This window comes from Sulfurimonas gotlandica GD1 (assembly GCF_000242915.1).
Classification (GTDB): Bacteria; Campylobacterota; Campylobacteria; order Campylobacterales; family Sulfurimonadaceae; genus Sulfurimonas; species Sulfurimonas gotlandica.
The window spans coordinates 461305-485020 of sequence record NZ_AFRZ01000001.1; the positions used below are offsets into that span (position 1 = coordinate 461305).

The following is a 23716-nucleotide window of genomic DNA, read 5'->3' on the forward strand; positions in this document are numbered from 1 at the left end:
TGTTATATAATAAAAAGTAGTATAACTATATTATTCTTAATCATAATTGAATGACTATTCATTTATTTTATATCTGGGTATTGCTAAAGAGTAAGAGAGGAGAGTAAATGGTGGAAAAGTAGGAGAACCTACTTTACCATTGCTGCTATTTTTTCAACTATACTTGGATCTTCAAGTGTTGAAATATCTTGAGTAATCTCTTCGCCTTTAGCAATAGCACGAAGAATACGACGCATGATTTTACCTGAACGTGTTTTTGGAAGTCCTGGAGCAAATACCATATCATCACAAAGAGCGATATTACCAATCTCGTGCTTAATGATATTGTTAATAGCTTTAACTTCTTCAACTTCATCAGCAACACCGTCATCTGATTTAAGAACGATATATGCGAAGATGCCCTCACCTTTTAGTGGGTGTGGCTTACCAACAACTGCAACTTCTGCTACATTTGGATGTTTCTTGATTGCTGCTTCAACTTCAGCTGTTCCCATTCTGTGTCCAGAAACATTTATAACATCATCTGTACGACCGGTAATAGTAATATAACCATCCTCATCATAAACAGCACCGTCACCTGTAAAGTATACTGGTTTACCATCTTTTTTAACATCGCCGAAATATGATTTTACATATCTCTCTTCATCACCCCACACACCACGGATTTGCGAAGGCCATGGACGAGTTACACACATATAACCTTTTTCACCAGCTTCAACTTTCTCACCTGTTTCAGGATCTAATATCTCAGCCATGATTCCAGGTAATGGGAATGTAGCACAGGCAGGCTTAATAGGAGTAGCACCAGGAAGTGGAGAAACTATATGCCCACCAGTCTCAGTTTGCCAATATGTATCAACGATTGCACATTTACTTTGACCTACTTCTTCATAATACCATTTCCATGCTGGAGGATCAATCGGCTCACCAACTGTTCCAAGTACTTTTAATGAACTCATATCATACTTAGCCGGTTCGTGTTCACCCATTTTATGTAAAACACGGATGGCAGTTGGAGCTGTATAGAATTGGTTGATTCTATGGTTTTCAACCATTGACCATGGACGACCAGCATCTGGGAAAGTAATAACACCTTCAAACATTACAGTAGTTGCACCCATAGCAAGCGGGCCGTAAACTATGTAAGTATGACCTGTAATCCAACCAACATCAGCTGTACACCAGTAAGTGTCATTTTCTTTAACATCAAATACCCATTCCATAGTCATTTGAGCCCAAAGAATATAACCTGCAGAGTTATGTTGAACACCTTTTGGTTTACCAGTTGAACCTGAAGTATAAAGTAGGAAAAGAGGATCTTCTGAATCCATTACTTCTGGTTCACATATAGAACTTTTTTGCTCTATCATCTCATTATAAGAATAATCTCTACCAGCTACCCATTCAACATCTTCAAAATTTCTCTGAACAACAATAACTTTCTTAACTGGTGTATTACCTTCTAAAGCAGCATCAACAACTGGTTTTAGCATATATGGTTTTTCTTTTCTAAAAGCGCCATCTGCTGTAATTACTACTTTTGCCTCAGCATCTTCAATTCTATCTTTTAGAGCTTCAGAAGAGAATCCACCAAAAACAATAGAGTGAATAGCACCGATTCTAGCACATGCAAGCATTGCGTATGCAGCTTCAGGGATCATTGGCATATAGATAATAACTCTATCACCTTTTTTAACACCAAAATCCTCTTTTAAAAGGTTTGCAAATCTATTTACATGCTTATATAGGTCTAAATAAGTAATAGTCTGTACATCACCTCTATCACCTTCAAAAATAATTGCAGCTTTATTTTTGCGAGTATCTAAATGACGGTCAATACACTGAGATGCTACATTTAATTTACCACCATCAAACCATTTTACGAATGGAGCTTTACTCTCATCTAAAACATTAGTAAATGGTTCAATCCAATCAATTTTTTCTTTTGCAAAATCACCCCAGAAACCTTCATAATCTTCCATCGCCTTATCTTGAAGCTCATGGTACTCACACATATTTTTAATACGCGCATCTTTAGCAAACGCTCTGTTTGGTTTAAAAACTTGTTTTTCTGACATTTATTTTTCCTTTGTTAATTTTAAATATATCATTGCTGTCATAATTGCATCATTTACAGCATTGTGTGCTCCCATATCAGGAACATCACACTTTTTTAAGATTGTATCGAATCGTAAATCAATATTTCCTTGTGGAATTAAAGAAATTGTTTTATCAAAGTAAATTTCAGATACTTCTATCTTTTTGTTTGGAAGAGTTACTCCCAACATTGGCTTTATATACTTGTTAATCATGTTTACATCGAACTCTAGATAATACCCTATTAACGGGCGTGAACCTATAAAATTTAAGAACTCTCGTATAGCTATCTCTGTTGTTTTAGCATTTTCTAAATCTATAGGACGAATTCTATGAATTTCAATACTTTTTGAGCTGATTTCACCAGAATTTTTTATAAAAACTTCAAAAGTTTGTGAAGTAAGAATTTTATTATCTTTTATCTTTACGGCTCCAATAGAAAGTATCTCATCTTTCTTTGGATTTAGACCTGTTGTCTCTGTATCAAAAACAACATATTCACCACTCGTATCTTCTTCGAACAAGAACTCATACTCTTTATCATTGAGCTTTGAACGATTTGCTTTTGCTTTTAAATCGTTAATAAAAGAAAAAAACATTATGCAACCATATTTAAATGAAAGTGAAAAACCATAAACTTTTTAAACTTATTTATAATTTTAAAACTGTCTTTTAATAAATCTCTCTGAATCTTTTCAAGATTTTTTGGATTTATATAGTTGCTGTCTTCAATAGATTTTGCTTCTAACATCGCTTTTAAACGAATAGAACTTATAGTATCAAAACTCTCTATAAGCTCTGTTGCAAAATTCTTATCAATGACCCCTTTATTGTTTAGTTCTTTAATTCTTTCTATTGTGTTTGTTTGAGTAATTTCATATTGCAAACATAGAGTTCTAACTCCATGAACAAGTGCAAATGCCCCTCCTTTTTTTAAGTCTAATTTATTCTGATGCTCTTTTTCTAGAACAAATCCTGAAAATAGTGAAAGCGGAGTGTCAAAATAGAGTACAGCTTTCGCTATGTGAGCCAGTACATCATCTCTTTGATGAAAATGCTGGTGAAGATATCTAGTCAACTCATTCAGAAGTTCTATATCTCCTGCCACACATTTTGCATCTACAAATATACTGAGATTTTGAACATCTGAATCACTCATACTGGTAGACCATTCATTTATTAAACTTTTATAGCCAGTTACGTTTCTTCTCCAAAACTCATTGCTAACCATCACATTTCCAAGACATTTAGGAAAACCTAATTCTAGCAAGTAAGAGTTTAATTTCATCATTGGTTCACGATAAAGTTCTACATCAATTCCATCTCTTACAACAAGCGCATTGTCTTGATCAGATTTTACTGTCTGCTCATCACGACCCTCGCTTCCCATAACCAGAAGAGCACAATCTGTTTGTAGTTCTTTATCAACACACATATCAAAAACTTTTTTATAAACTTTAAGGTTTAGTGTTGATACCAGTTTTGTAATATATCTTACTTTTACACCCTTAACTCTGAGTGTAGTAATAAGATTTTTTAAATCTTCTTGAAGAGCTTTTAAATCATCGATAGTTTTAGCCTTATCGATTTGAACTGCTACAAGATGGGAGTGGTTGGCGAAGTAACTAAGTAGATCCAACTGTTCAAGAACGCCTAGTATTTCATTATTTTTCATTACAACAACTCTTTTTATCTCACTATGAGTCATTATCAAAAGAGCATTAAATAAAAAATCTTCTATATCAATACTTATAAGTCCTTTAGTAGCTATCTTGCTAATGTCTTCTTGAATATCAATCCCACCTAGAAGTACGTGAGTTCTAAGATCACTGTCTGTAACAATGCAGTAGTCATCATCATGTTTGACAATAATCACATGAGCTTTTAAATCTTCTTGTTTTTTTAAAGCACTGTATATGCTTTCATTATGCTCAACAACACAAGCTTTATGTAAAAACATATCTGATACTTTTGCTATTAAAAATCCAGATAGATCACTTTGCATATCGTAGTTTTTAAGATGCTGATGGCGAGTAACAAAATCTTGTAAGAAATAGCTTTGTACTTTTTTGTTCTGCATTAGTTCTAAAAAATCATCTTTTTTTATCTCATAACAGATAAGATCTTCATCTACAAAAAACTTTCCTTCACATTTACCATAGATTAAAGCATCTGCATCAAATGTATCTCCATGCGAATATACATTATGAATTTCGTCATCAATTGACTCTGTAACAGAACCTTTAATAATAATATAAAAAGCGATTGAAGGGAGGTTTTTAGAAATAAGAAGTGTATCTTTCGGGTAGTAGGCTATATCTATTTTTTTCATAAGATTATCGAGCGTGGTTGTACTTAATAGTTCAAATGGATGTATAGACTCAATAAGTTTTCGCTGATCTAAAATACTCAACTTTTTATTCCTTTATTTACTTTATAAAATGAAGAAAACCTATTTGTTCGTCTCAAACAATAGGTTTTCTTCAACAGGAAGAACTACGCAATGATGCCTATTTTAATTGCTATATGAAAATCTAATTTCACATAGCAAAAGATTAATGCTCAGATGCACCCTCAGCGCCTATACCAGTTTGACTTCTTATATATTGAGCTTCAAATGCTTCGATTTCTGCCGCAGCATTATGACTCTTATCAGTAATAGAGAAGAACCAAATACTTACAAATGCAGCAGTTACAGAGAACAATGCTGGATATTTATAAGGGAAAATTGCTTCTGCATTTCCTAAAATTTGTACCCATACAATTGGACCAAGTATTACAAGTAAAACAGCAGTTGCCAGTCCTATAGAACCACCAATTACAGCACCACGAGTTGTAAGTTTTTTCCAGTACATAGAAAGGAATAAAATTGGGAAGTTAGCAGATGCAGCAATAGCAAAAGCAAGACCAACAACGAACGCGATATTTTGTTTTTCAAACATAATACCCATGATAATAGCAACAATACCTAAAATGATAGTAGCAATTTTAGAAACTTTCATTTCAGCTAAGCCATCTGCTTTACCTTTTTTGATTACTGAAGCATAAAGGTCATGCGAAATTGCAGATGCACCAGCTAGAGTAAGACCAGACACAACAGCTAAGATAGTTGCAAATGCAACAGCTGAAATAAAGCCTAGGAAGAAATCTCCACCAACAGCGTGTGATAAGTGAATTGCAGCCATGTTATTTCCACCAAGAATTGGTGAACCACCGCTAACAGCTTCTTTAGCCATATCTAAGTATTGTGGATTTTTAAATACCATAACTATTGCACCAAAACCGATGATAAAAGTTAAAATATAGAAATAACCAATAAAACCTGTTGCATAAAAAACTGATTTACGAGCTTCTTTAGCATCAGCAACTGTGAAAAATCTCATAAGAATATGAGGTAGACCAGCTGTACCAAACATAAGAGCTACCGCAAGCGAAATAGCTGAAACAGGATCGCTTACAAGTCCACCAGGGCTCATAATATCAATACCTTTCATCTCAACAGCTTGAGCAAAAAGTGAACCAAAACTAAAGTCATAGTGTGCCATAACAGCTAATGCCATAAATGTTGCACCTGAAAGTAGTAAGAATGCTTTAATGATTTGTACCCATGTAGTAGCAAGCATACCACCAAATGTTACATAAAGAATCATAAGAACACCAACAAGAATTACCGCGACTTCATACTGAAGACCAAATAAAAGTTGAATAAGTTTACCAGAACCAACCATTTGAGCGATTAGGTAAAGAATAACTGTTGCGATTGAACCAGATGCCGCTAAAGAACGGATTGGAGTTTGACGAAGTCTATAAGAAGCAACATCAGCAAAAGTATATTTACCTAAGTTTCTTAGAGGCTCAGCAATCATAAAAAGAATAATCGGCCAACCAACTAAAAAACCAATAGAATAGATAAGACCATCATATCCTTTTGCGTAAACAAGACCAGAAATTCCTAAGAACGACGCAGCTGACATATAATCACCAGCGATAGCCATACCATTTTGAAAACCTGTGATTCCACCACCAGCAGTGTAGAAATCTTTTGCAGATTTTGTTCTTTTAGCTGCCCAGTAAGTAATACCTAAAGTACCACCGACAAATAGCAAGAACATAACGATAGCAGACATATTAAGTGATTGTTTTTCAACTGCACCTTCAATTGCTCCAGATGCAAATACAGCGATTGTTCCCAGTATTAAAAATAAAAATATTCTATTCATATTCATTTAGTCTTCCTTTATGCTTTGTTTGATTTTATTATTTAAGTCATCAAACTCACCGTTTGCACGTTTAGTATATATACCAGTTAAGATAAATGCGAAAACGATAATTGCCATCCCTAAAGGAATACCAACAGTTGTTACTGAATCAGAAGATAGAGGAGTCCCTAGTGCTGATGGGTTGAATGCTATTGTTAGAATAAATGTAAAATACACCACTAACATAGCAATTGATAGTTTTATCGCGAAACCAGATCTTTTAGATACTAGTTCCTGATAATCCGGATTTGCCTTGATTTTATCAACAAGTTCTTTGTTCATATTGTTTCCTTATTTTTCTAACTAGAAATTATAGTTAGCTATAAATCTATACTCTGACCAGTCTCTGTTATCACCAAAATCTGTTGGAAAGTTTCCACGAACACGTAACTGAAGTTTTTTAACAACATCTGGATAATATATAACATCAAAACCAGGTTCTTTAGCTGTTCTAGCAGTACCATATCCACTATTTGCATCCATATCAAATGAAGCATAGTAACCAGTAGCAGATAAATTAACTCCGTGTTCTTTGAAACTATAAGTTGCAGCAACTTTAGTAGCTTTAGTTCCAGCTAAGAACATGTGGCGTGTAACCATACCTTGAGTAAATGCCGGCATACCACCCCATGGAGTAATAGTTGAGTTTTCTAATGACTTTCCTGCTTCTGCATCACTCTGCTGAGAATATGCAACATATGCTTTAAATCCACCGATTCCAGCACCAACTTTAGCGCCCCAATACATACTATCTATATCTTTAACAGATGCAACTGAACCCATTCCGTCTTCTTTAATGAACTGAACAGATGCAAACGGTTTAACTGAATCACTTAATAAACATTTCCATTTAGCATCTACTTGTGCATATACTGCATTCAAAATATCGTAAGCGTAGTAATCCCATAGTTGAACTTTAAAGTTGTCATTTTTAAAAATTGCACCAACAGTAGATACACCAGCTGTCTCTTTTCCAACTGCCCATGTACCCATGTTAGTAAATTCACCTTGATACTTTGCTGTATTACCTGCAACTGAAGTATAACCACCTGTAGCACCTACAATACCACCATTATAAGCATTGGCAAATGTACCTGCAGCAAATTTAGTAACATGAGCTGCTACTACAGTTGTATTAGATATATCACTATTAGTTAAAACATATGCTTCAAACATATTTGGAATCATTCTAGCGTCATCTGCACCAGCTAATGGTGTATTTAACATTTGACGACCCATTTTAAATGTAGTCTTCGTTCCTAAATCTTTAGCGTTGTATTGAATAAATGCTTCACCTAAAATTGAATAAGATGAACCGTCATTTTTTAATAACGTAGTATTTGGTCCCATTACATCGTCTTCTAAACCTTGCAGAATACGGTTAGTTGTATGGAATGCTGCTCCAAGGCTTAAACCTTTGTATGCTGCTGTTTCATACTTTAAATGTCCACCGACAGCTGTAGCTATTTGATTACCAGCTTTAGTATTATCATCACGATTAATGTAAAAAGTACGGATTTGACCGCTTGTTTTACCTTCACTAAACATTGTACTCAAGTCTTCAGCCGCTTGAACATTAACAGAACCTAAAAGTCCTACTACAATTGCACTTAATGCTATATGTTTTTTCATATATCTTCCTTCTGAATGTATTTAACACCTCTATACTAAAATATAAATATAGCATGAACATAGCATGACAAATATTTTAGATAAATATGGACAAATTTTTATTTTTTGAGTAGATTTGTAACTTTTTTCAACATTTAATCTAACTTAAGTAAATAAGCACTCCATAATTTTTTCTAATAATATAAATATACTAGACTATAATTTTAATCTGCATAGACAAAATCTATATCATGGATAAAAGTTATGAAAGAAGTTATAAACGCTTATAGAACACAAAAAATAAATGTTGATTATTTTTTAAAAACATTTATAAATAGTCTTCCTAAAAATTATATTGACAACCCTTTGGAGATTGTAAAAAAAAATAGATTCATACAGTTGATGTACGGAGTTGATTCAAACTTTAAGCAAGCAACGCCAATTTTCTCAAAAAAAGATTCTGATTCTTCTCAAATTGGGAATGACAAGAGTCACTACTTTATGAAACTTCAACTCGATGATGATAGCATCTACATATCAAACCCATATATACACCACAAAACAGGAAAAGCAAGTCTTAGTATTGTTCAGTTAATTGGTTCTGATTATTATGTTTTTGATATCAACCTTATACATCTTTTGGAAGATTTAAAGCTTATACAATACAACAGTATTCATGATAAAGTAAAAAGAACAGTCTACTTCTTTGGTTCAACAATGCTTGCTATTGTTGCTATTGCACTTATAGCTTATGGTGGATATATTTTTTTTGCATTACTGTTTTCACTCTCAACTTCAGATTTTTTACATGACATATTTACTTCCATCATATCTATGACACTTGGTCTTGCCATTTATGACCTTGCAAAACAGATTTTTGAGCATGAGGTTATGTATCAGTCTTTTCATCAGACAGAAGACAAACAGTATAAAGTTCTTGGAAAGTTTCTAATCTCAATCATCATCGCTCTTTCAATAGAAACATTGATGGTGGTATTTAAAATAGCTTTGGATGATACTTCACAGATGCTAAATGCGTTTTATCTGCTCATTGGAACAACTATTATGCTCATAGGGCTTGGTTATTTTTATAAAACTATTCAGGAATCAACACCAAAAGATGATTGCTAGGGCTTATCTATCATGTAGCCCATACCTCTTACATTTATGACTACATCTTCTTGTAAAAATTTCTTTAGCCTGTTTATTTCAGTTCTGATTGTGGCGTTATCTATGATCTGCTCATCCCAAACATATATTCTAAACTGCTCAAAATCAACTACCATTCCTCTATTTCTTGAAAGTAAATCAATAATTTGTGACTGCTTTTTTGTGAGTACTTGAGGTTCATTATTAAAAAGAAGAAGGCTGTGTTCCTGATCGTAACTATAATTTTTAGAGAGTCTTAGATGCACTCTTGGTGTTTCTTTGTCTAGTTTCACTCTATCGATGCGAAGAGCCAGCTCTTTTAAATGAAATGGTTTTTTTAGATAATCATAGCATCCTAGATTATAAGCACGTGAAATATCTTCTATATCTACTAATGCACTAATATATATAGCAGGAACATGAATTTTAAGTGAGTGAATCTTTTCTAAAAAACTAAGTCCATCAATACCTGGAACATTTATGTCTAATAGTAACAGATCATAAGAATTATTTTTAATAGCTTCGTAAGCTTGCGAACCATCAAAAAAAGTTTCTACCTTATGTCCATCAGATTCTAAATACTCACATATTGATTCATTTAACATTACCTCATCTTCAAGCAGCAAAATTTTCATTATTCACCCATCAATTTAAATCTATATTTAAATACTGTCTGATCATCATCAGAAGATACAGAAATCATAACATCTTCTTCATCACATATTGTTCTTACTAGTCTAAGTCCAATACCAAAACCGTCTATATTTTCTTCTTCTCTATAATACTCATCAAAAACTCTATTGGTATCTTTAATAATCTTTGATTTTGATCCCATTGAAAATTCTATATATGCACCGATTTGTTCTATTTTTACATTAACTACTTCATTAGGCAGTGTGTATTTTATTGCATTTGTAATTGTGTTATCTACTATACGTTGAAGTTTTGTCTCATTAAAATATATATGTAGCCCTTTAGCATCTGGCATATAATTAAATGTAATTCTTGAATGCTGAGCGACTTCTGTAAAAAAATCTATTCTGCTGTTTGTATAGTTTTCGATATTTATTACTATTTTTGGATATTCAATCTGATCTTTTTTAACCAAATAACTCAAATCATCGTAGATACTAAATATATTTTTAACAGCTGCTTCTATTTTAGATAGCTGTCTATCTTTTGGATGATTCATTACATATAGCTCTATTGAAGTCAGTATTACACTAAGTGGAGTATTTGTCTCATGAACTGTATATCTCAAAAACTCTTTTTGTGATTTTAGTAAATCTTGGGAAAACTTTTTCTCTTCTTCTAAGTTTTTGTTTATAAGTTGAAGTGTGGCAGTTTTGTTTTTAACTCTATCTTCTAGACCTAGGTTAAGTTCTTGTAGTGAGTTTTTTTGTGCATTAATTTTTCCAACCATCTCGTTCGCATACCCAACCATAATCTTAAAATCTTTAAAAAACATAGTTTTTGGATTTATAACCTGATCTTTATGTGCAGCTTGTTCAAAAAAATCTAAAAAACTCTGTGTATCTCTATGAAGAAGTTTGTTAAAAAGATTGTGTAATCCAAGAAAAAGTGCAAAAAGTATAAAAGAGAGAGTAACAATAACTAGAACAGTCTTTATCATAAGCGCTTTTAATCTTTTTTGTTTTTGCGCTAATATTTCATTTTGAGAATTCAATTCACCATTTGTTACATAACTCTGTTCTAATGCTCTTTCATAGTCTTCATACATCTCTTCAACTAGAAGACCGACAAAAACCATAGTAAAGAAAAAGATAACCAATATTGTAAAAATATTAGCTTGTTTGATAGTTACATTTCTATAGAGTGAACTTATTTTCATGAGTGCAATTATACAGTAAATACCATGCTTCTATAAATTAAAGTGATATTTTTCTAATACTCTAAGATTAAATCATTATAATTTCAAAAATACATATATATAAGGATTCAAATGTTTGGAAGAACTGAATTAAAAAATTACGACTTAAGTGCTGATGAATTAAGTAAATTACAGTGGGCTAAAGTATCTACAAGCAAGGGTGATATCTGGATTAAACTATTTCCTGAGGAGACTCCAAATACAGTTGCGAACTTTGCACACTTAGCAAATACTGGTTTTTACAATAATCTTAACTTTCACCGTGTAATCCCTGGTTTCATGGCTCAAGGTGGTTGTCCGACTGGAAGTGGAACTGGTGGACCAAACTGGGCTATCCCATGTGAGACTGCTCTTAACACTTCTCGTCACACAAGAGGAACTCTTTCAATGGCTCACGCAGGACCAAACACAGGTGGAAGCCAATTTTTCATTACTTTTGTTCCTACTCCTCACTTAGATGGTGTTCACACTGTTTTTGGCGCGATTGAAAAAGACGATGCAGAAAGTTTTTCAGTTCTTGATTCTATCCAAGGTCAAGATGCTATCAACTCTATAGAAGTTTTAGAAACTAAATAATACAAAATGTTGGTACATATCTGTTGTAGCGTTGACTCTCACTTTTTTTTAGAAAAGCTACAACATGACTATCCACAGGAGAAGCTAACAGGCTTCTTCTACGACCCCAATATTCACCCCTACTCTGAATATCAACTTAGACTCCTTGACGTACAACGATCTTGCAAAAAACTTGGAATTGAAGTACTTGAAGGTGAATATGATTTTGAAGCTTGGATGCAAGCTGTACGTGGCTTAGAAAAAGAGCCTGAAAAAGGTGCCAGATGCGAAGTATGTTTCGATAAGCGCTTTGAAGTAAGTGCTAAAAAAGCTTTAGAACTTGGCGAAAATAAAATCACAACTACCCTACTCGTAAGCCCTCTAAAATCTCAAGAACAACTAAAAAAAAGCGGTGACGCATTTTATGAAAAGTATGGTGTTGAGTTTATAGCAGTCGATTACCGTGCTGATGGCGGGACACAAGATCAAAGCAGAGTAACAAAAGAAGAACAACTCTACAGACAAGATTATTGTGGATGCATCTACGGTCTTACTATGCAAAGAGAACAGCAAGAGCGTCTTATGGATGAGATGTTTTCCCCAATATCAAAACAAATACTTCCAGCATCTATAGAAGAACGTCTAGCGATGTACAAGAAGAGAATGCTTCTTGAAGATGAAGGTATTGAATACAAGATAATTAAAGAGAAATTTTTAAACTACAGACAATTTAACTTTAAACTTATCAAGGGCAAAAAAGAAGTTATTCCTGCCTATGCACTAACTTATTCTACACTTCCACGAAAACGTGCACAAGGACAAATAGAATTTGAAGATAAAAACATTCACTATTTTAACCGTGAAGAGATTAAATTTATAACATTAGATTATTTTAATTCCTTATGCAACTCTGAATATAAAAATATAAAAGAATTGATTTTCAATCCTCCAAATTTTGACGAAGAACTAAAGATAAGAGCTTCCATAGAGTCCAATAACTATGCCCTATCCCCAATCATAGTAGTAGAATATTTGATAGATGCTAAGCTAACTGTAGCAATAGATGCAAAAACTTACGAAGACACCAAAGAAAAACTAATCATTTTATAATCTTTTTTTAGCTAAAATATCCAAAATTATTTACAAGGCTTCTACTTATGACTATGGATGTTATGGAAATTCAAAAAATTATACCTCACCGCTACCCTTTTTTACTTTTAGATCGTGTTACTGATCTTGTAAAGAATGAAACTCTAGTCGGTTTTAAAAATGTAACTATTGGCGATAATATTTTTCAAGGCCACTTTCCAGGTCATCCAATCTACCCAGGTGTTATGATTTTAGAAGGAATGGCTCAAGCTGGTGGAATCTTAGCATTCAAAAGTATGGATGGAATGACTGAAGAAGAAGTTGCAAATAAAGTTGTTTATTTTATGAGTATAGATAAAGCAAAATTTCGCGCTCCTGTAAGACCAGGGGATAGACTAGAGTATAGAATCAGCGTTATCAAGCAAAAAGGATCTATCTGGATGCTAGATGGCAAAGCTTATGTTGATGATACTTTAGTTTCTCAAGCTGAATTAAAAGCTATGATTGTTGATAAGTAGGCACATAGATTATGAGTTGTAAAATTTCCCCACAAGCTATTATAGAAGATGGCGCAGTTATAGGTGAAAATGTTGAGATTGGAGCTTTTTGTTTTATTTCAGCCCAAGCCACTATAGGTGATGGTACCAAAATTGCACAAAATTCTTGCATCTATGGCAAAACAACTATAGGGAAAAATAACACTATCTTTTCTCATGCTGTAATTGGTTCCATTCCTCAAGATTTGAAATTTGCCGGTGAAGAAGTTGAGCTAATCATTGGTGATAATAATAAAATCAGAGAGTTCACGCTCTTTAACCCAGGAACAAAAGGTGGTGGTGGAAAAACTATCATCGGTAATCATAATCTTTTTATGGGTTACGTTCACTTAGGTCATGATGTTATCATCGGAAACCACTGTATTTTAGCAAATGCAGCAACTTTGGCTGGACATGTTGAAGTTGGAGACTATGCTGTTATTGGCGGTATGACACCTATTCATCAGTTTGTTCACATCGGTGACTATGCTATGATTGGAGGAGCTTCAGCACTAGCTCAAGACGTACCTCCATTTTGTATGGCTGAGGGTAATCGTGCATCTCTTAGAGGTTTAAACCTAACAGGACTGAGAAGAAATCTAAATAGAGACGATATAAATGAACTTAAATCTGCTTATAGAGAGCTTTTCGAATCTGGAAGACCTCTAAAAGATAGTGCAAGTGAACTTTTAGAAAGTAATAAAAATCATTATGTAAATGATTTATGTAACTTTGTTCTAAAAACAAAAAGAGGAATACCATTTGAAAGGAAAAGCATATGATTCATAGACACTGTAGTTTTTGTGATGCAAGCGAGAGTGAAGAAAATCCACTAATAGCCGGAAATGGTGTATATATCTGTAAGAACTGTGTTATTTCTGCATATAAGATCATGTTCGGTGATGAAAAAGAGAGTGAAATCTCAAATTCAGATGAACTTCTTGAAGCAGTAAATAACCTTATGACTCCAAAAGAGTTAAATAACTTCTTAGGTGATTATATCATTGGTCAAGAACGTGCCAGAAAACTTCTAAGCGTAGCAGTATATAACCACTACAAAAGAATTTTTAAAACAAAAAATATAACTGATGATGATACAGAGATTGCAAAATCAAATGTTTTACTTATAGGCCCAACTGGAAGTGGTAAAACACTTATGGCTCAGACTATTGCAAGAGTTTTAAATGTTCCTATCGCTATCGCAGATGCAACTAGTCTTACTGAAGCTGGTTATGTTGGTGAAGATGTTGAAAACATCCTTACAAAACTTATACAAGCTGCTGATGGTGATGTAGAAAGGGCTCAACAAGGAATCGTATTTATTGATGAAGTAGACAAAGTTTCACGTATGAGTGAGAACCGTTCTATAACAAGAGACGTTTCAGGAGAAGGTGTTCAACAAGCACTTCTTAAAATCGTTGAAGGTGCAGAAGTAAATATTCCACCAAAAGGCGGAAGAAAACATCCAAACCAAGAGTTCACTTCTATTGATACTACAAATATACTATTTATCTGTGGTGGAGCATTTGATGGTCTAGATGAGATTCTAAAAAGAAAACAGGGCAATAATGTTTTAGGCTTCGGTCATGACAAGAAAAGTAAAGATGAGCAAAAAATAACTTATGATATGGTAGAACCTGATGACTTGGTTTCTTATGGTCTTATTCCTGAGTTAGTTGGAAGATTACCTATTATCGCTTCACTTAACGAGATTAGCGAAGAAGATATGGTTCGCATCTTAACTGAGCCGAAAAACTCTCTTATCAAACAGTATAAAAAACTATTTTCTATTGATGATGTTGAGCTTAACTTTGAAGAAGACGCACTTAAAGCTATTGCGGCTAAAGCAATCAAAAGAAAAACAGGTGCACGTGGACTTCGCGCAATTTTAGAAGAGAATATGATAGATATTATGTATGAGCTTCCTGAATATGCTGGTTATGAGGTATTAATTACTCCAGAAGTTATTAATGGCAATGAAGAACCTGTATATATTAAAAAATCAACAAAAAAAATAGCATAAGGTAATTAAAGATGATATTTAACAAACTAATTGGACTTTTTTCAAATGATCTCTCAATCGATTTAGGAACAGCAAATACAATTGTAATTGCAAAAGGTCGTGGAATTATTATTAATGAGCCATCTGTTGTTGCAGTTAAAACTGAGAAGTTTGGTCACCAAAGAGTTCTTGCGGTTGGTAAAGAAGCTAAAGAGATGGTTGGTAAAACTCCAGGAAACATAAAAGCTATTCGTCCAATGAGAGACGGTGTTATTGCTGACTTTGATATGACAGAGAAGATGATTAGAAAGTTCATTGAAAAAGCTCATGGAAGAAGCACTTTAATTAGTCCAAGAATTATTATCTGTGTTCCTTATGGGTTAACTCAAGTTGAGAGAAAAGCAGTTCGTGAGTCAGCTTTAAGTGCCGGAGCTAGAGAAGTTTTTCTTATTGAAGAGCCGATGGCAGCAGCTATAGGTGCAGGAATCGATATTCGTCAGCCTCAAGGGAATTTGGTTGTTGATATTGGTGGAGGTACTACTGAGATAGGTGTTGTTTCACTTGGTGGATTAGTGCTTTCAAAATCAATTAGAACAGCCGGTGATAAACTTGACAAAGCTATAGTTGACTATGTAAAGAAAAAATACAATCTTTTAATCGGAGAAAGAACAGCCGAAGAGATTAAAATCAACATTGGAACTGCTGTTGCATTGACTACAGAAATCACTATGGTTGTAAATGGAAGAGATCAGGTGGAAGGTCTTTTAAGTTCTGTTGAGTTAACAAGTGAAGATGCAAGAGAAGCTATGAAAGAGCCATTAAAAGAAATTGCAGAAGCGCTTCGTGATGTATTAGAGAGAATGCCGCCGGATCTAGCTGGTGACATAGTAAACCACGGTATTATTCTCACCGGAGGTGGAGCTTTAATTCGTCAACTTGACAAGTACTTATCAGATATAGTAAAGGTACCTGTATTTGTTGCTGATGAACCGCTACTTGCAGTAGCACGTGGAACAGGTCGTGCACTAGAAGAGATAGACCTATTACAAGAACTTTTCGAAAATGAATAAAGAGCTACTTAGCTTTTTTTCACTTTTCACTGCACTCTTTGTGGGTGCACTTTATTATACAAACAATATTCAAGGGCCATTAATTTCAGCTCTTAACTACCTAAAATCAAACTATCACTATACAACAGAATTTATCCAAGACTCCATAGACAAACACACTTTTCAAGCTGACAATATTACTTCACTAAAAGAAAAACTGCAAAAATATGAAAATAATCACCTTGTAATGCAACAGATGGCTTCTGAGGTAGATGATCTTTATAAAGCGAATAAATCTGAGTTAACAACAGATCCAAAAGTAGAGTTGGTGCGAGCTATCTCTTACCAAAAATTTGGAGACTTGAACAGAGTCTGGATAGACGCTAGAGATTATAATTCATCTAAAATCTATGGCCTTACATATAATGAAATGGTAGCTGGAATAGTTGTTCCACAAAATAATAAGCCATTAGGACTTTTAAATAGAGACATACAGAGTTCATATGCAGTATATGTTGGTAAAAAAAGAGCTCCAGGAATTGCTCATGGAAATAATGCAAAAAACTTAGTAGTTAAATTTATACCTGCTTGGTTTAAAATCGAAGAGGGTGATGAAGTAATTACATCCGGGCTTGATAAGATATTTTTTAAAGGCTTAAAAGTTGGACGTGTTTTATCTGTAAAGAAGTCTCAAGGGTATCAAAATGCAATTATTGAACCTTATTATGAATCAAATGATCCAAGCTATTTTTATATGATAAAGAGAATTAGATGAAATATATATTAATTTTACTCTTAGTTTTTTTAACTTTAGAGGCCCAAGATAAAAAACAAAAAATAACTATTGGTGCTGGTCCGTTTATCCAAACACAACCATATAAAAATGTTGACAATATAGTACTTCCATCCCCTGTTATATTCTTTGATAATGGCATCGCTTATGTAAGATGGAGTAGAGCTGGCATATACTTTTTTGGAGACAAACAAGAAGATTATGCTTGGGGATTTTCTCTAACTGTTCAACCTAGAGTTTATGGATATAAATCATCCGATATAAATGGTATGGATGAAAGAAAAAATACATGGGAAGGCGGACTGGCATTTAGTGCAAAAACTGACAGCTCATACTTAGAAGTAATGCTTTTAACAGATATGCTAGATAGATATGAATCTTGGATCCTTAAAACAGAAATCGGTTACGATTTTGAATTTTCAAATTTTTCGCTCTACCCTAGTCTAATTTTCATCTACCAATCTAGTGATTTTTTAAACTACTATTACGGTGTCAAAAAGAGCGAAGAACTTGGTTCAAGAAAAGAGTATATTCCTAATGATGGTCTTCAAATTGGAGCACAGACTTATATAAAATACCCTTTTACTGAAAATTTCTCTGCACTTATAAATCTTAGAGTGGACAGAATTTCTAAAGAAGCTACAAAAAGTCCTATAGTAGATGAAGATTATATCTATTCTGGATTACTATCTCTTATATATACTTTCGAATATTAAAAAAAAGCACTAAAACTCATCAAATATTAAGTGCTTTTTACCTATAATAAAAAAATTTTTATGTATAGATTATTAGAAGGTAAAAAATGCCAAAACGCACCGACATCAAAACTATTTTACTTATAGGTTCAGGTCCAATTATAATTGGTCAAGCTTGTGAATTTGACTATTCAGGAACTCAAGCTGTTAAAACTCTAAAAGAGCAAGGCTATCGCGTAGTTCTTATCAACTCTAACCCTGCAACAATTATGACAGACCCTGAGTTTGCAGATAGAACTTATATAGAACCTATCAAAGAAGATGTAATCGCAGAGATTATAAAAAAAGAGAATGTAGATGCTATCCTTCCAACTATGGGTGGACAGACTGCATTAAATGTAGCTACTAGCATGTATGAAAAAGGTATGCTAGAAGGAATAGAATTCTTAGGTGCGACTCCAGAAGCTATTCATAAAGGTGAAGATCGTTTAGCTTTTAAAGAGGCAATGATAAAAATTGGTATGGATTTACCATTTTCAATGTACGCATACAACATGGATGATGCACTTAAAGCTGCAGAAACAATTGGTTTTCCAATCATTATTCGTGCTTCATTTACACTTGCCGGCGGCGGTTCTGGTGTGGCTTATAACATGGATGAGTTCAAAAAACTTGCTGCTCGTGGTTTAGATGAATCTCCGGTTACTGAAATCCTAATAGAAGAGTCACTTCTAGGTTGGAAAGAGTATGAGATGGAAGTTATTCGTGACAAAGCTGATAACTGTATCATAGTTTGTTCAATTGAAAACTTTGACCCAATGGGCGTTCATACTGGTGATAGTATCACTGTAGCTCCTGCACTTACTCTAACAGATAAAGAGTACCAAAGAATGCGTAATGCTTCTTTTGATATTCTAAGAGAAGTTGGTGTTGATACCGGTGGGTCTAATGTTCAATTTTCAATTGACCCTAAAACTGGTAGAATGATTGTAATTGAGATGAATCCTCGTGTATCTCGTTCTTCTGCTTTAGCATCTAAGGCTACAGGTTATCCAATTGCTAAAGTTGCAACTCTTTTAGCTATCGGTTATACACTAGATGAGATTACAAATGACATTACAGGAACTCCTGCAGCTTTTGAACCTGTAATAGATTACGTTGTTACAAAAATCCCTCGTTTTACATTTGAAAAATTCCCTGAAGCTGAAAATACACTAAGTACTAGCATGAAATCTGTTGGTGAAGTAATGGCGATAGGTAGAACATTTAAAGAATCTATTCAAAAAGCTCTATGTTCATTAGAGACTGGGCTTTGTGGTTTTGATCCAATAGATGCTGATTTTGAATTTATTAAACATGAAATCCGTCGTCCAAATGCTGATCGTATTCTATACGTAGCTGAAGGTTTCCGTAGAGGCATGAGTGTTGAAGAGATGTTTGACACTTGTCAAATTGACCCTTGGTTCCTTTACCAACTAGAAGAAATGCTTCAAGCAGAAACTACTATCACAGATAAAATTCTTTTTGATGCAAACTTTATGAGAAGTATCAAAGTTGATGGTTTTTCAGATAAAAGAATCTCTCAACTAATAGCTAAAAATTCAAACCAAAACGTTAGTGAAAATGAAGTTTATGAGAAAAGAAAAGCATTAGGTGTATCTTTAGAGTTTAATGAAGTTGACACTTGTGCAGCTGAGTTTGAAGCTCTTACTCCATACTTATACTCTACTACAAATGTTACAGCATCTCCAACTGCTAAGAATAGAGTTAGTGATAAGAAAAAAGTACTTATCCTAGGTGGTGGTCCAAACAGAATCGGGCAAGGTATTGAGTTTGATTACTGTTGTGTTCACGCTGCCTTTGCTCTTCAAGAAATGGATATTGAGTGTATCATGTATAACTGTAATCCTGAGACAGTTTCTACTGACTATGATACTTCTGATGTACTTTACTTTGAGCCGATTGACTTTGAACATGTTAGAGCAGTTATAGAAAATGAGGAGCCAGATGGAATCATTGTTCACTTTGGTGGACAGACTCCTCTAAAACTTGCAGATGGACTTACTAAAATAGGTGCTAATATTATAGGAACTACTTCTGCTGTAATCGATCTTGCTGAAGATAGAGAACAGTTTTCTAACTTTGTAAATAAACATGGACTTAAGCAACCAGCAAATGGACTAGCTCGTAAAAAAGAAGAGGCAGGCCCTATAGCTGAGAAATTAGGTTTTCCAGTTCTTGTCCGTCCATCTTTTGTACTTGGTGGACGTGGTATGAGAATCGTTTATAGCCATGCAGAGCTAGATGAGTATATGGCACTTGCAATCTCAGTTTCAAATGAAGCTCCTGTTTTAATTGATAAATTCTTAGATCAAGCAATAGAGCTTGATGTAGATGCTATATGTGATGGTACAGATGTTTATATCGGCTCAGTAATGCAACACATAGAAGAGGCTGGAATCCACTCTGGAGACAGTGCTTGCTCACTTCCTCCTGTAAACCTATCTGATGAGATGATTGAAAAGGTAGAACAGCAAACTAAAACTATAGCACTTGGTCTTGGTGTTGTTGGTCTTATGAATGTTCAATATGCAATCTTTAAAGATGAAATCTACCTAATAGAAGTTAATCCAAGAGCTTCAAGAACTGTTCCGTTTGTATCAAAAGCTACTGGTATGCCACTAGCAAAAGTTGCTACTCGTGTAATGGTTGGAGAAACTCTTAGAAGTTCTCTAGAGTACTACGATAAATATGACATCGTTCAAGAAGTAAACGGTCTGCTAAAACCTAAGCTAAAAGGTCATGTTTCTGTTAAAGAAGCGGTTTTTCCTTTTCATAAACTTTATGGTGCAGACTTAGTACTTTCTCCAGAGATGAAATCAACTGGTGAAGTAATGGGAATCAGTTCAAACTTCGGTGTAAGTTTTGCAAAAGCTCAGCTCTCAGCTGGAAACAAAATTCCAACAGAAGGAACTTGTTTCTTATCTTTTGTAGACACAGACAAAATTCATGCAGCAGAAATTGCAAGCGGTCTTCACAGACACGGGTTTAAACTTGTAGCTACTAAGGGAACTCAAATTATTCTCGAAGAAGCTGGAATCCCGTGTGAGCGTGTTCTTAAAATATCTGAAGGTCGTCCAAATATTGAAGACAGCATGAAAAATGATGAAATTTCAATGGCAATAAACACTTCTGATAACAACACTTCTAAAAAAGATGCTGTAGTTATCCGCCAAGAAGTTCTAAAGAGAAACATTCCATATTTCACAACTCTTAGTGCAGCAAGAGCTCTTATCTTAGCACTTGATGAAATGGGTGATGGCTCATGGTCAGCATCTCAAGCTTTACAAGACTTTCTCGCATAAGAAATGAAAGTCATTCTAACTCAAACCGACACTACTGTCGGTTTTTTATCTCAAGATGCTTCAAAGCTCCAAGAGATAAAGAGTAGAAACTCTTCCAAACCATTTATTAAAGTCTATAAAAACTTCAAATCACTTCTTGCATCTGGGCATAGAATTCCAGATAGATATAAAAACACTATTCGAAGATCAGATAAAACAACTTTTATAGTAAAGAACAGGGCTTTTAGGGTAGCTGAGACTTCTCTTTATTCTCAAATATTAAGAAATTCCACTTGGCACTACTCTACTTCTGCCAATGAATCAGGTAAAAATTTTGATAGAGAGTTTTGCACAAAAAAAGCTGATATAATAGTAGAGAATAAAGATGGACTTAGTCAAAACAATTCATCTTCTCTTTATATAGTAAATCATAAAAAAAGGAAAAAAATAAGATGACAAAATTATTTCAAGCTCTCTTAAGCGGTATTTTTTTTACATTTATTTTAGATTTTTTTATCTTCTTAGGTATAAAAAACAACTATATAGATTTTTATAAAATTGATCTATATTATAATATTCTCTTTGCTGATCATCAAAATATTTATGTATATATGATTGTTAGCGCTCTGTTGGGGTTTATAATCACTTATATTAATAATATTAAGCTTAGTCTCATTGTTGTAGGTTTTTTATCCATACTATCCCTATCTACACTTATAGCACCAATTGGTCATAGTCTTGGAGAGATGCTACTTATGAATAAAAATGTTACATACAAGGATAGTAAATATACTTATACTGGTGATGTTTATTATAATGGAAGAACTAAAATAACATTTTATGACTATGAGCTTAAAAAAACAATACTTCTAAATAAAAAGGATTTGATGAAATGAGAAATTTTTCGAGTATAGCAGGCGGCGTCGCACTGGGTAGTGCCGGTGTAATTATGATGAGTGTACTTAGTGGCTGTGAAGCTCCACAAGAGAAGCAGCAAAATAAATTTTTAGTAATAGAGCAACAAAGTAACGGGAAATACACTGTAGTTGAAGAAATGCCAACCGAAGGGCCAAGTAGAGCTATTATTCGTGAGAAAGACGCTAACGGTAATACAACAGAGCGTTTTATGAATGAAGATGAGATGAAGGCTTTAGCAGCACAAGAATATCAAAAAGTTCAGGATGGAACATCTGAGACTGTTCAAAGTGGAGACAGTAGTGCTGGTATGGGATTGGCTGGCACAATTTTAGCAGTAGCTGCTGGTTCACTTCTTGGGAATATGATTGGTAATGCACTGATGAACAACAAAAACTTTTCTCAACGTTCTAGTAGCGTGAATAAAAGTGCATATAGTCGCTCTGCTGCATCTAGAGCATCTAGTAGTTCTTCTAAAAAAAGTTTTTTTGGTGGAAGTAGCACTACATCTTCAACTGGAAGTAGAAGTTACGCAGGATGATAACACTTAAAAAATTAAACCCATTAGAAGATGCAACACTAGAAGAGCTAGGTTTTACTTGGCACACAGACAGTGATGGGAGTAAATATATAAATAATGAATTAGTTGAAGTTACACAAGAAGAAGCTGAGGCTTATTACGAAGCTGGCAATGAAATATATGATATGTATGTTGAGGCTGCTGAGTATGTGATAGAAAATGATTTGTTCTTTGAACTTGGGATTCCTTTTAATCTCATTGAAACTATAAAGAAGAGTTGGGAAAGTAATGTTCACTGGCATATATATGGTCGCTTTGACTTAGCTGGTGGTGTTGATGGCAAAGAGATTAAACTTATAGAGTTTAATGCAGACACTCCAACTTCCCTTTTTGAGACTGCCCTACTTCAATGGGCACTTCTAAAGCAAAACAATATGAACGAAGAGAAGCAATTCAATAATGTCTATGAAGCGATAAGCCAAAACTTTAAAAGACTTATAACTCTTGAAGATGATATAGAGCTGTTTGAAGAGCGCTACGATGGCTGGAAGATTCTTTTCTCCTCAGTAGCAGGTAATGAGGAAGAAGAAGCTACAACTAGGCTTATACAGCAAATGGCAACGGATGCTGGATTTAATACAAGCTTTGAATATCTACAAAATGTGAAATTTGATGAAGATGGAATATTTGACGCTCATGACAATCAATATGAATACTGGTTTAAACTATTTCCTTGGGAAGATATAGGAACTGATGAACCGGAGCTAGCAACAACACTAACAACTATCATGCAAAACCAAGAGGCAATAATACTAAACCCTGCATATACCCTACTCTTTCAATCAAAAGGTATTATGAAAATCATGTCTGATCTTTTTCCGGATTCTAAATACTTACTAAAAACATCATTTGAGCCATTAGAAGAAATGAAACAAGTAGAAAAAACTGTTTTCGGCAGAGAAGGTGCTAATACTAAAATCATAGATGTTAACGGTGATATTATAGAGCAGATAGATGGACCTTATAATAACTACAAAAAAGTTTATCAAGAATATACTGAGTTCAATAAAGATGCAAAAGGAGCTAAATATCAAGCTGGTGTTTTCTTCGCCTATGAAGCTTGTGGACTTAGTTTTAGAAAAGGTTCAGAGATTATGGACAATATGAGTAAATTTGTGGGACATGTCTTAGTATAGCTTAGAAAAACTCTA

General features: G+C 34.0%; 22 protein-coding genes. 14 read left to right on the plus strand and 8 right to left on the minus strand.

Annotated elements, in window-relative coordinates; all coding sequences use genetic code 11:
* Positions 1-128: 128 nt before the first annotated feature.
* The 6 genes from acs to SMGD1_RS02185 all read right to left on the minus strand — a co-directional run bounded on the left by acs (position 129) and on the right by SMGD1_RS02185 (position 7988).
* A complete protein-coding gene (gene acs, locus SMGD1_RS02160) occupies positions 129-2078 on the minus strand; it encodes an acetate--CoA ligase (protein WP_008337757.1) in 1950 nt (649 codons plus the stop codon).
* The gene (locus SMGD1_RS02165; protein ID WP_008340505.1) at positions 2079-2696 is read right to left on the minus strand and encodes a 3'-5' exonuclease; all 618 of its coding nucleotides are present in this window, start codon (positions 2694-2696) and stop codon (positions 2079-2081) included.
* Positions 2696-4510: a putative nucleotidyltransferase substrate binding domain-containing protein gene (locus SMGD1_RS02170; RefSeq protein ID WP_008337697.1), complete on the minus strand. Its 1815-nt coding sequence runs from the start codon at positions 4508-4510 to the stop codon at positions 2696-2698. Before SMGD1_RS02170 ends, SMGD1_RS02165 begins: the two co-directional genes overlap by 1 nt.
* A 142-nt stretch (positions 4511-4652) precedes the next feature.
* A complete protein-coding gene (locus tag SMGD1_RS02175; protein WP_008337816.1) occupies positions 4653-6323 on the minus strand; it encodes a cation acetate symporter in 1671 nt (556 codons plus the stop codon).
* Positions 6324-6638: a DUF485 domain-containing protein gene (locus SMGD1_RS02180; protein ID WP_008340506.1), complete on the minus strand. Its 315-nt coding sequence runs from the start codon at positions 6636-6638 to the stop codon at positions 6324-6326.
* A gap of 21 nt (positions 6639-6659) precedes the next feature.
* Complete coding sequence (locus tag SMGD1_RS02185) at positions 6660-7988, minus strand: OprD family outer membrane porin (RefSeq protein WP_008337706.1); 1329 nt, start codon at positions 7986-7988, stop codon at positions 6660-6662.
* 243 nt (positions 7989-8231) lie between these two features.
* Here SMGD1_RS02185 and SMGD1_RS02190 point away from each other — a divergent pair, with 243 nt between their 5' ends.
* Complete coding sequence (locus SMGD1_RS02190; RefSeq protein ID WP_008338006.1) at positions 8232-9098, plus strand: hypothetical protein; 867 nt, start codon at positions 8232-8234, stop codon at positions 9096-9098.
* Here SMGD1_RS02190 and SMGD1_RS02195 read toward each other — a convergent pair.
* Together SMGD1_RS02195 and SMGD1_RS02200 are read right to left on the minus strand one after the other, a co-directional pair.
* Entirely contained in the window at positions 9095-9751 is a 657-nt protein-coding gene (locus SMGD1_RS02195) for a response regulator transcription factor (protein WP_008337767.1), read from the minus strand. The genes SMGD1_RS02190 and SMGD1_RS02195 overlap by 4 nt on opposite strands.
* Complete coding sequence (locus tag SMGD1_RS02200) at positions 9751-10968, minus strand: sensor histidine kinase (RefSeq protein ID WP_008337810.1); 1218 nt, start codon at positions 10966-10968, stop codon at positions 9751-9753. The genes SMGD1_RS02195 and SMGD1_RS02200 overlap by 1 nt, the downstream gene beginning before the upstream one ends.
* 111 nt (positions 10969-11079) lie before the next feature.
* Between SMGD1_RS02200 and SMGD1_RS02205 the strand changes: the two genes are divergently transcribed.
* From SMGD1_RS02205 to SMGD1_RS02265, 13 genes are all read left to right on the plus strand, one after another.
* On the plus strand, positions 11080-11583 hold the full coding sequence (locus SMGD1_RS02205; protein ID WP_008337781.1) for a peptidylprolyl isomerase: 504 nt from the start codon (positions 11080-11082) through the stop codon (positions 11581-11583).
* Between the two features lie 6 nt (positions 11584-11589).
* The gene (locus SMGD1_RS02210) at positions 11590-12672 is read left to right on the plus strand and encodes an epoxyqueuosine reductase QueH (RefSeq protein ID WP_008340510.1); all 1083 of its coding nucleotides are present in this window, start codon (positions 11590-11592) and stop codon (positions 12670-12672) included.
* 47 nt (positions 12673-12719) lie between these two features.
* Positions 12720-13169, plus strand: a complete 450-nt coding sequence (gene fabZ, locus SMGD1_RS02215; protein ID WP_008337906.1) for a 3-hydroxyacyl-ACP dehydratase FabZ — start codon at positions 12720-12722, stop codon at positions 13167-13169.
* 11 nt (positions 13170-13180) lie between these two features.
* On the plus strand, positions 13181-13969 hold the full coding sequence (lpxA, locus tag SMGD1_RS02220) for an acyl-ACP--UDP-N-acetylglucosamine O-acyltransferase (protein ID WP_008337780.1): 789 nt from the start codon (positions 13181-13183) through the stop codon (positions 13967-13969).
* Positions 13966-15210, plus strand: coding sequence for an ATP-dependent Clp protease ATP-binding subunit ClpX (gene clpX, locus SMGD1_RS02225; RefSeq protein WP_008337734.1), 1245 nt, complete (start codon positions 13966-13968; stop codon positions 15208-15210). Before lpxA ends, clpX begins: the two co-directional genes overlap by 4 nt.
* Before the next feature lie 11 nt (positions 15211-15221).
* Entirely contained in the window at positions 15222-16259 is a 1038-nt protein-coding gene (locus SMGD1_RS02230; RefSeq protein ID WP_008337815.1) for a rod shape-determining protein, read from the plus strand.
* Positions 16252-17013, plus strand: a complete 762-nt coding sequence (gene mreC / locus SMGD1_RS02235; protein WP_008337907.1) for a rod shape-determining protein MreC — start codon at positions 16252-16254, stop codon at positions 17011-17013. Before SMGD1_RS02230 ends, mreC begins: the two co-directional genes overlap by 8 nt.
* Positions 17010-17747, plus strand: coding sequence for a MipA/OmpV family protein (locus SMGD1_RS02240; RefSeq protein WP_008337694.1), 738 nt, complete (start codon positions 17010-17012; stop codon positions 17745-17747). The genes mreC and SMGD1_RS02240 overlap by 4 nt, the downstream gene beginning before the upstream one ends.
* Positions 17748-17833: 86 nt before the next feature.
* Positions 17834-21091: a carbamoyl-phosphate synthase large subunit gene (carB, locus tag SMGD1_RS02245; protein WP_008337892.1), complete on the plus strand. Its 3258-nt coding sequence runs from the start codon at positions 17834-17836 to the stop codon at positions 21089-21091.
* A gap of 3 nt (positions 21092-21094) precedes the next feature.
* Complete coding sequence (locus SMGD1_RS02250) at positions 21095-21526, plus strand: hypothetical protein (RefSeq protein WP_008338011.1); 432 nt, start codon at positions 21095-21097, stop codon at positions 21524-21526.
* Entirely contained in the window at positions 21523-21966 is a 444-nt protein-coding gene (locus SMGD1_RS02255; RefSeq protein ID WP_008337848.1) for a hypothetical protein, read from the plus strand. Before SMGD1_RS02250 ends, SMGD1_RS02255 begins: the two co-directional genes overlap by 4 nt.
* On the plus strand, positions 21963-22526 hold the full coding sequence (locus SMGD1_RS02260) for a Cj0371 family chemotaxis-regulating polar lipoprotein (RefSeq protein ID WP_008340514.1): 564 nt from the start codon (positions 21963-21965) through the stop codon (positions 22524-22526). The genes SMGD1_RS02255 and SMGD1_RS02260 overlap by 4 nt, the downstream gene beginning before the upstream one ends.
* Positions 22523-23701, plus strand: a complete 1179-nt coding sequence (locus tag SMGD1_RS02265) for a glutathionylspermidine synthase family protein (protein ID WP_008338001.1) — start codon at positions 22523-22525, stop codon at positions 23699-23701. Before SMGD1_RS02260 ends, SMGD1_RS02265 begins: the two co-directional genes overlap by 4 nt.
* Positions 23702-23716 lie beyond the last annotated feature (15 nt).

Coding starts and splice junctions, on each gene's coding strand:
- acs (WP_008337757.1), bottom strand. CDS start 2,078: ATGTCAGAAAAACAAGTTTTTAAACCAAACAGAGCGTTTGCTAAAGAT.
- SMGD1_RS02260 (WP_008340514.1), top strand. CDS start 21,963: ATGAGAAATTTTTCGAGTATAGCAGGCGGCGTCGCACTGGGTAGTGCC.
- SMGD1_RS02190 (WP_008338006.1), top strand. CDS start 8,232: ATGAAAGAAGTTATAAACGCTTATAGAACACAAAAAATAAATGTTGAT.
- SMGD1_RS02250 (WP_008338011.1), top strand. CDS start 21,095: ATGAAAGTCATTCTAACTCAAACCGACACTACTGTCGGTTTTTTATCT.
- SMGD1_RS02200 (WP_008337810.1), bottom strand. CDS start 10,968: ATGAAAATAAGTTCACTCTATAGAAATGTAACTATCAAACAAGCTAAT.
- fabZ (WP_008337906.1), top strand. CDS start 12,720: ATGACTATGGATGTTATGGAAATTCAAAAAATTATACCTCACCGCTAC.
- mreC (WP_008337907.1), top strand. CDS start 16,252: ATGAATAAAGAGCTACTTAGCTTTTTTTCACTTTTCACTGCACTCTTT.
- SMGD1_RS02175 (WP_008337816.1), bottom strand. CDS start 6,323: ATGAATATGAATAGAATATTTTTATTTTTAATACTGGGAACAATCGCT.
- SMGD1_RS02255 (WP_008337848.1), top strand. CDS start 21,523: ATGACAAAATTATTTCAAGCTCTCTTAAGCGGTATTTTTTTTACATTT.
- lpxA (WP_008337780.1), top strand. CDS start 13,181: ATGAGTTGTAAAATTTCCCCACAAGCTATTATAGAAGATGGCGCAGTT.
- SMGD1_RS02195 (WP_008337767.1), bottom strand. CDS start 9,751: ATGAAAATTTTGCTGCTTGAAGATGAGGTAATGTTAAATGAATCAATA.
- SMGD1_RS02230 (WP_008337815.1), top strand. CDS start 15,222: ATGATATTTAACAAACTAATTGGACTTTTTTCAAATGATCTCTCAATC.
- carB (WP_008337892.1), top strand. CDS start 17,834: ATGCCAAAACGCACCGACATCAAAACTATTTTACTTATAGGTTCAGGT.
- SMGD1_RS02240 (WP_008337694.1), top strand. CDS start 17,010: ATGAAATATATATTAATTTTACTCTTAGTTTTTTTAACTTTAGAGGCC.
- SMGD1_RS02165 (WP_008340505.1), bottom strand. CDS start 2,696: ATGTTTTTTTCTTTTATTAACGATTTAAAAGCAAAAGCAAATCGTTCA.
- SMGD1_RS02205 (WP_008337781.1), top strand. CDS start 11,080: ATGTTTGGAAGAACTGAATTAAAAAATTACGACTTAAGTGCTGATGAA.
- SMGD1_RS02265 (WP_008338001.1), top strand. CDS start 22,523: ATGATAACACTTAAAAAATTAAACCCATTAGAAGATGCAACACTAGAA.
- clpX (WP_008337734.1), top strand. CDS start 13,966: ATGATTCATAGACACTGTAGTTTTTGTGATGCAAGCGAGAGTGAAGAA.
- SMGD1_RS02185 (WP_008337706.1), bottom strand. CDS start 7,988: ATGAAAAAACATATAGCATTAAGTGCAATTGTAGTAGGACTTTTAGGT.
- SMGD1_RS02180 (WP_008340506.1), bottom strand. CDS start 6,638: ATGAACAAAGAACTTGTTGATAAAATCAAGGCAAATCCGGATTATCAG.
- SMGD1_RS02210 (WP_008340510.1), top strand. CDS start 11,590: ATGTTGGTACATATCTGTTGTAGCGTTGACTCTCACTTTTTTTTAGAA.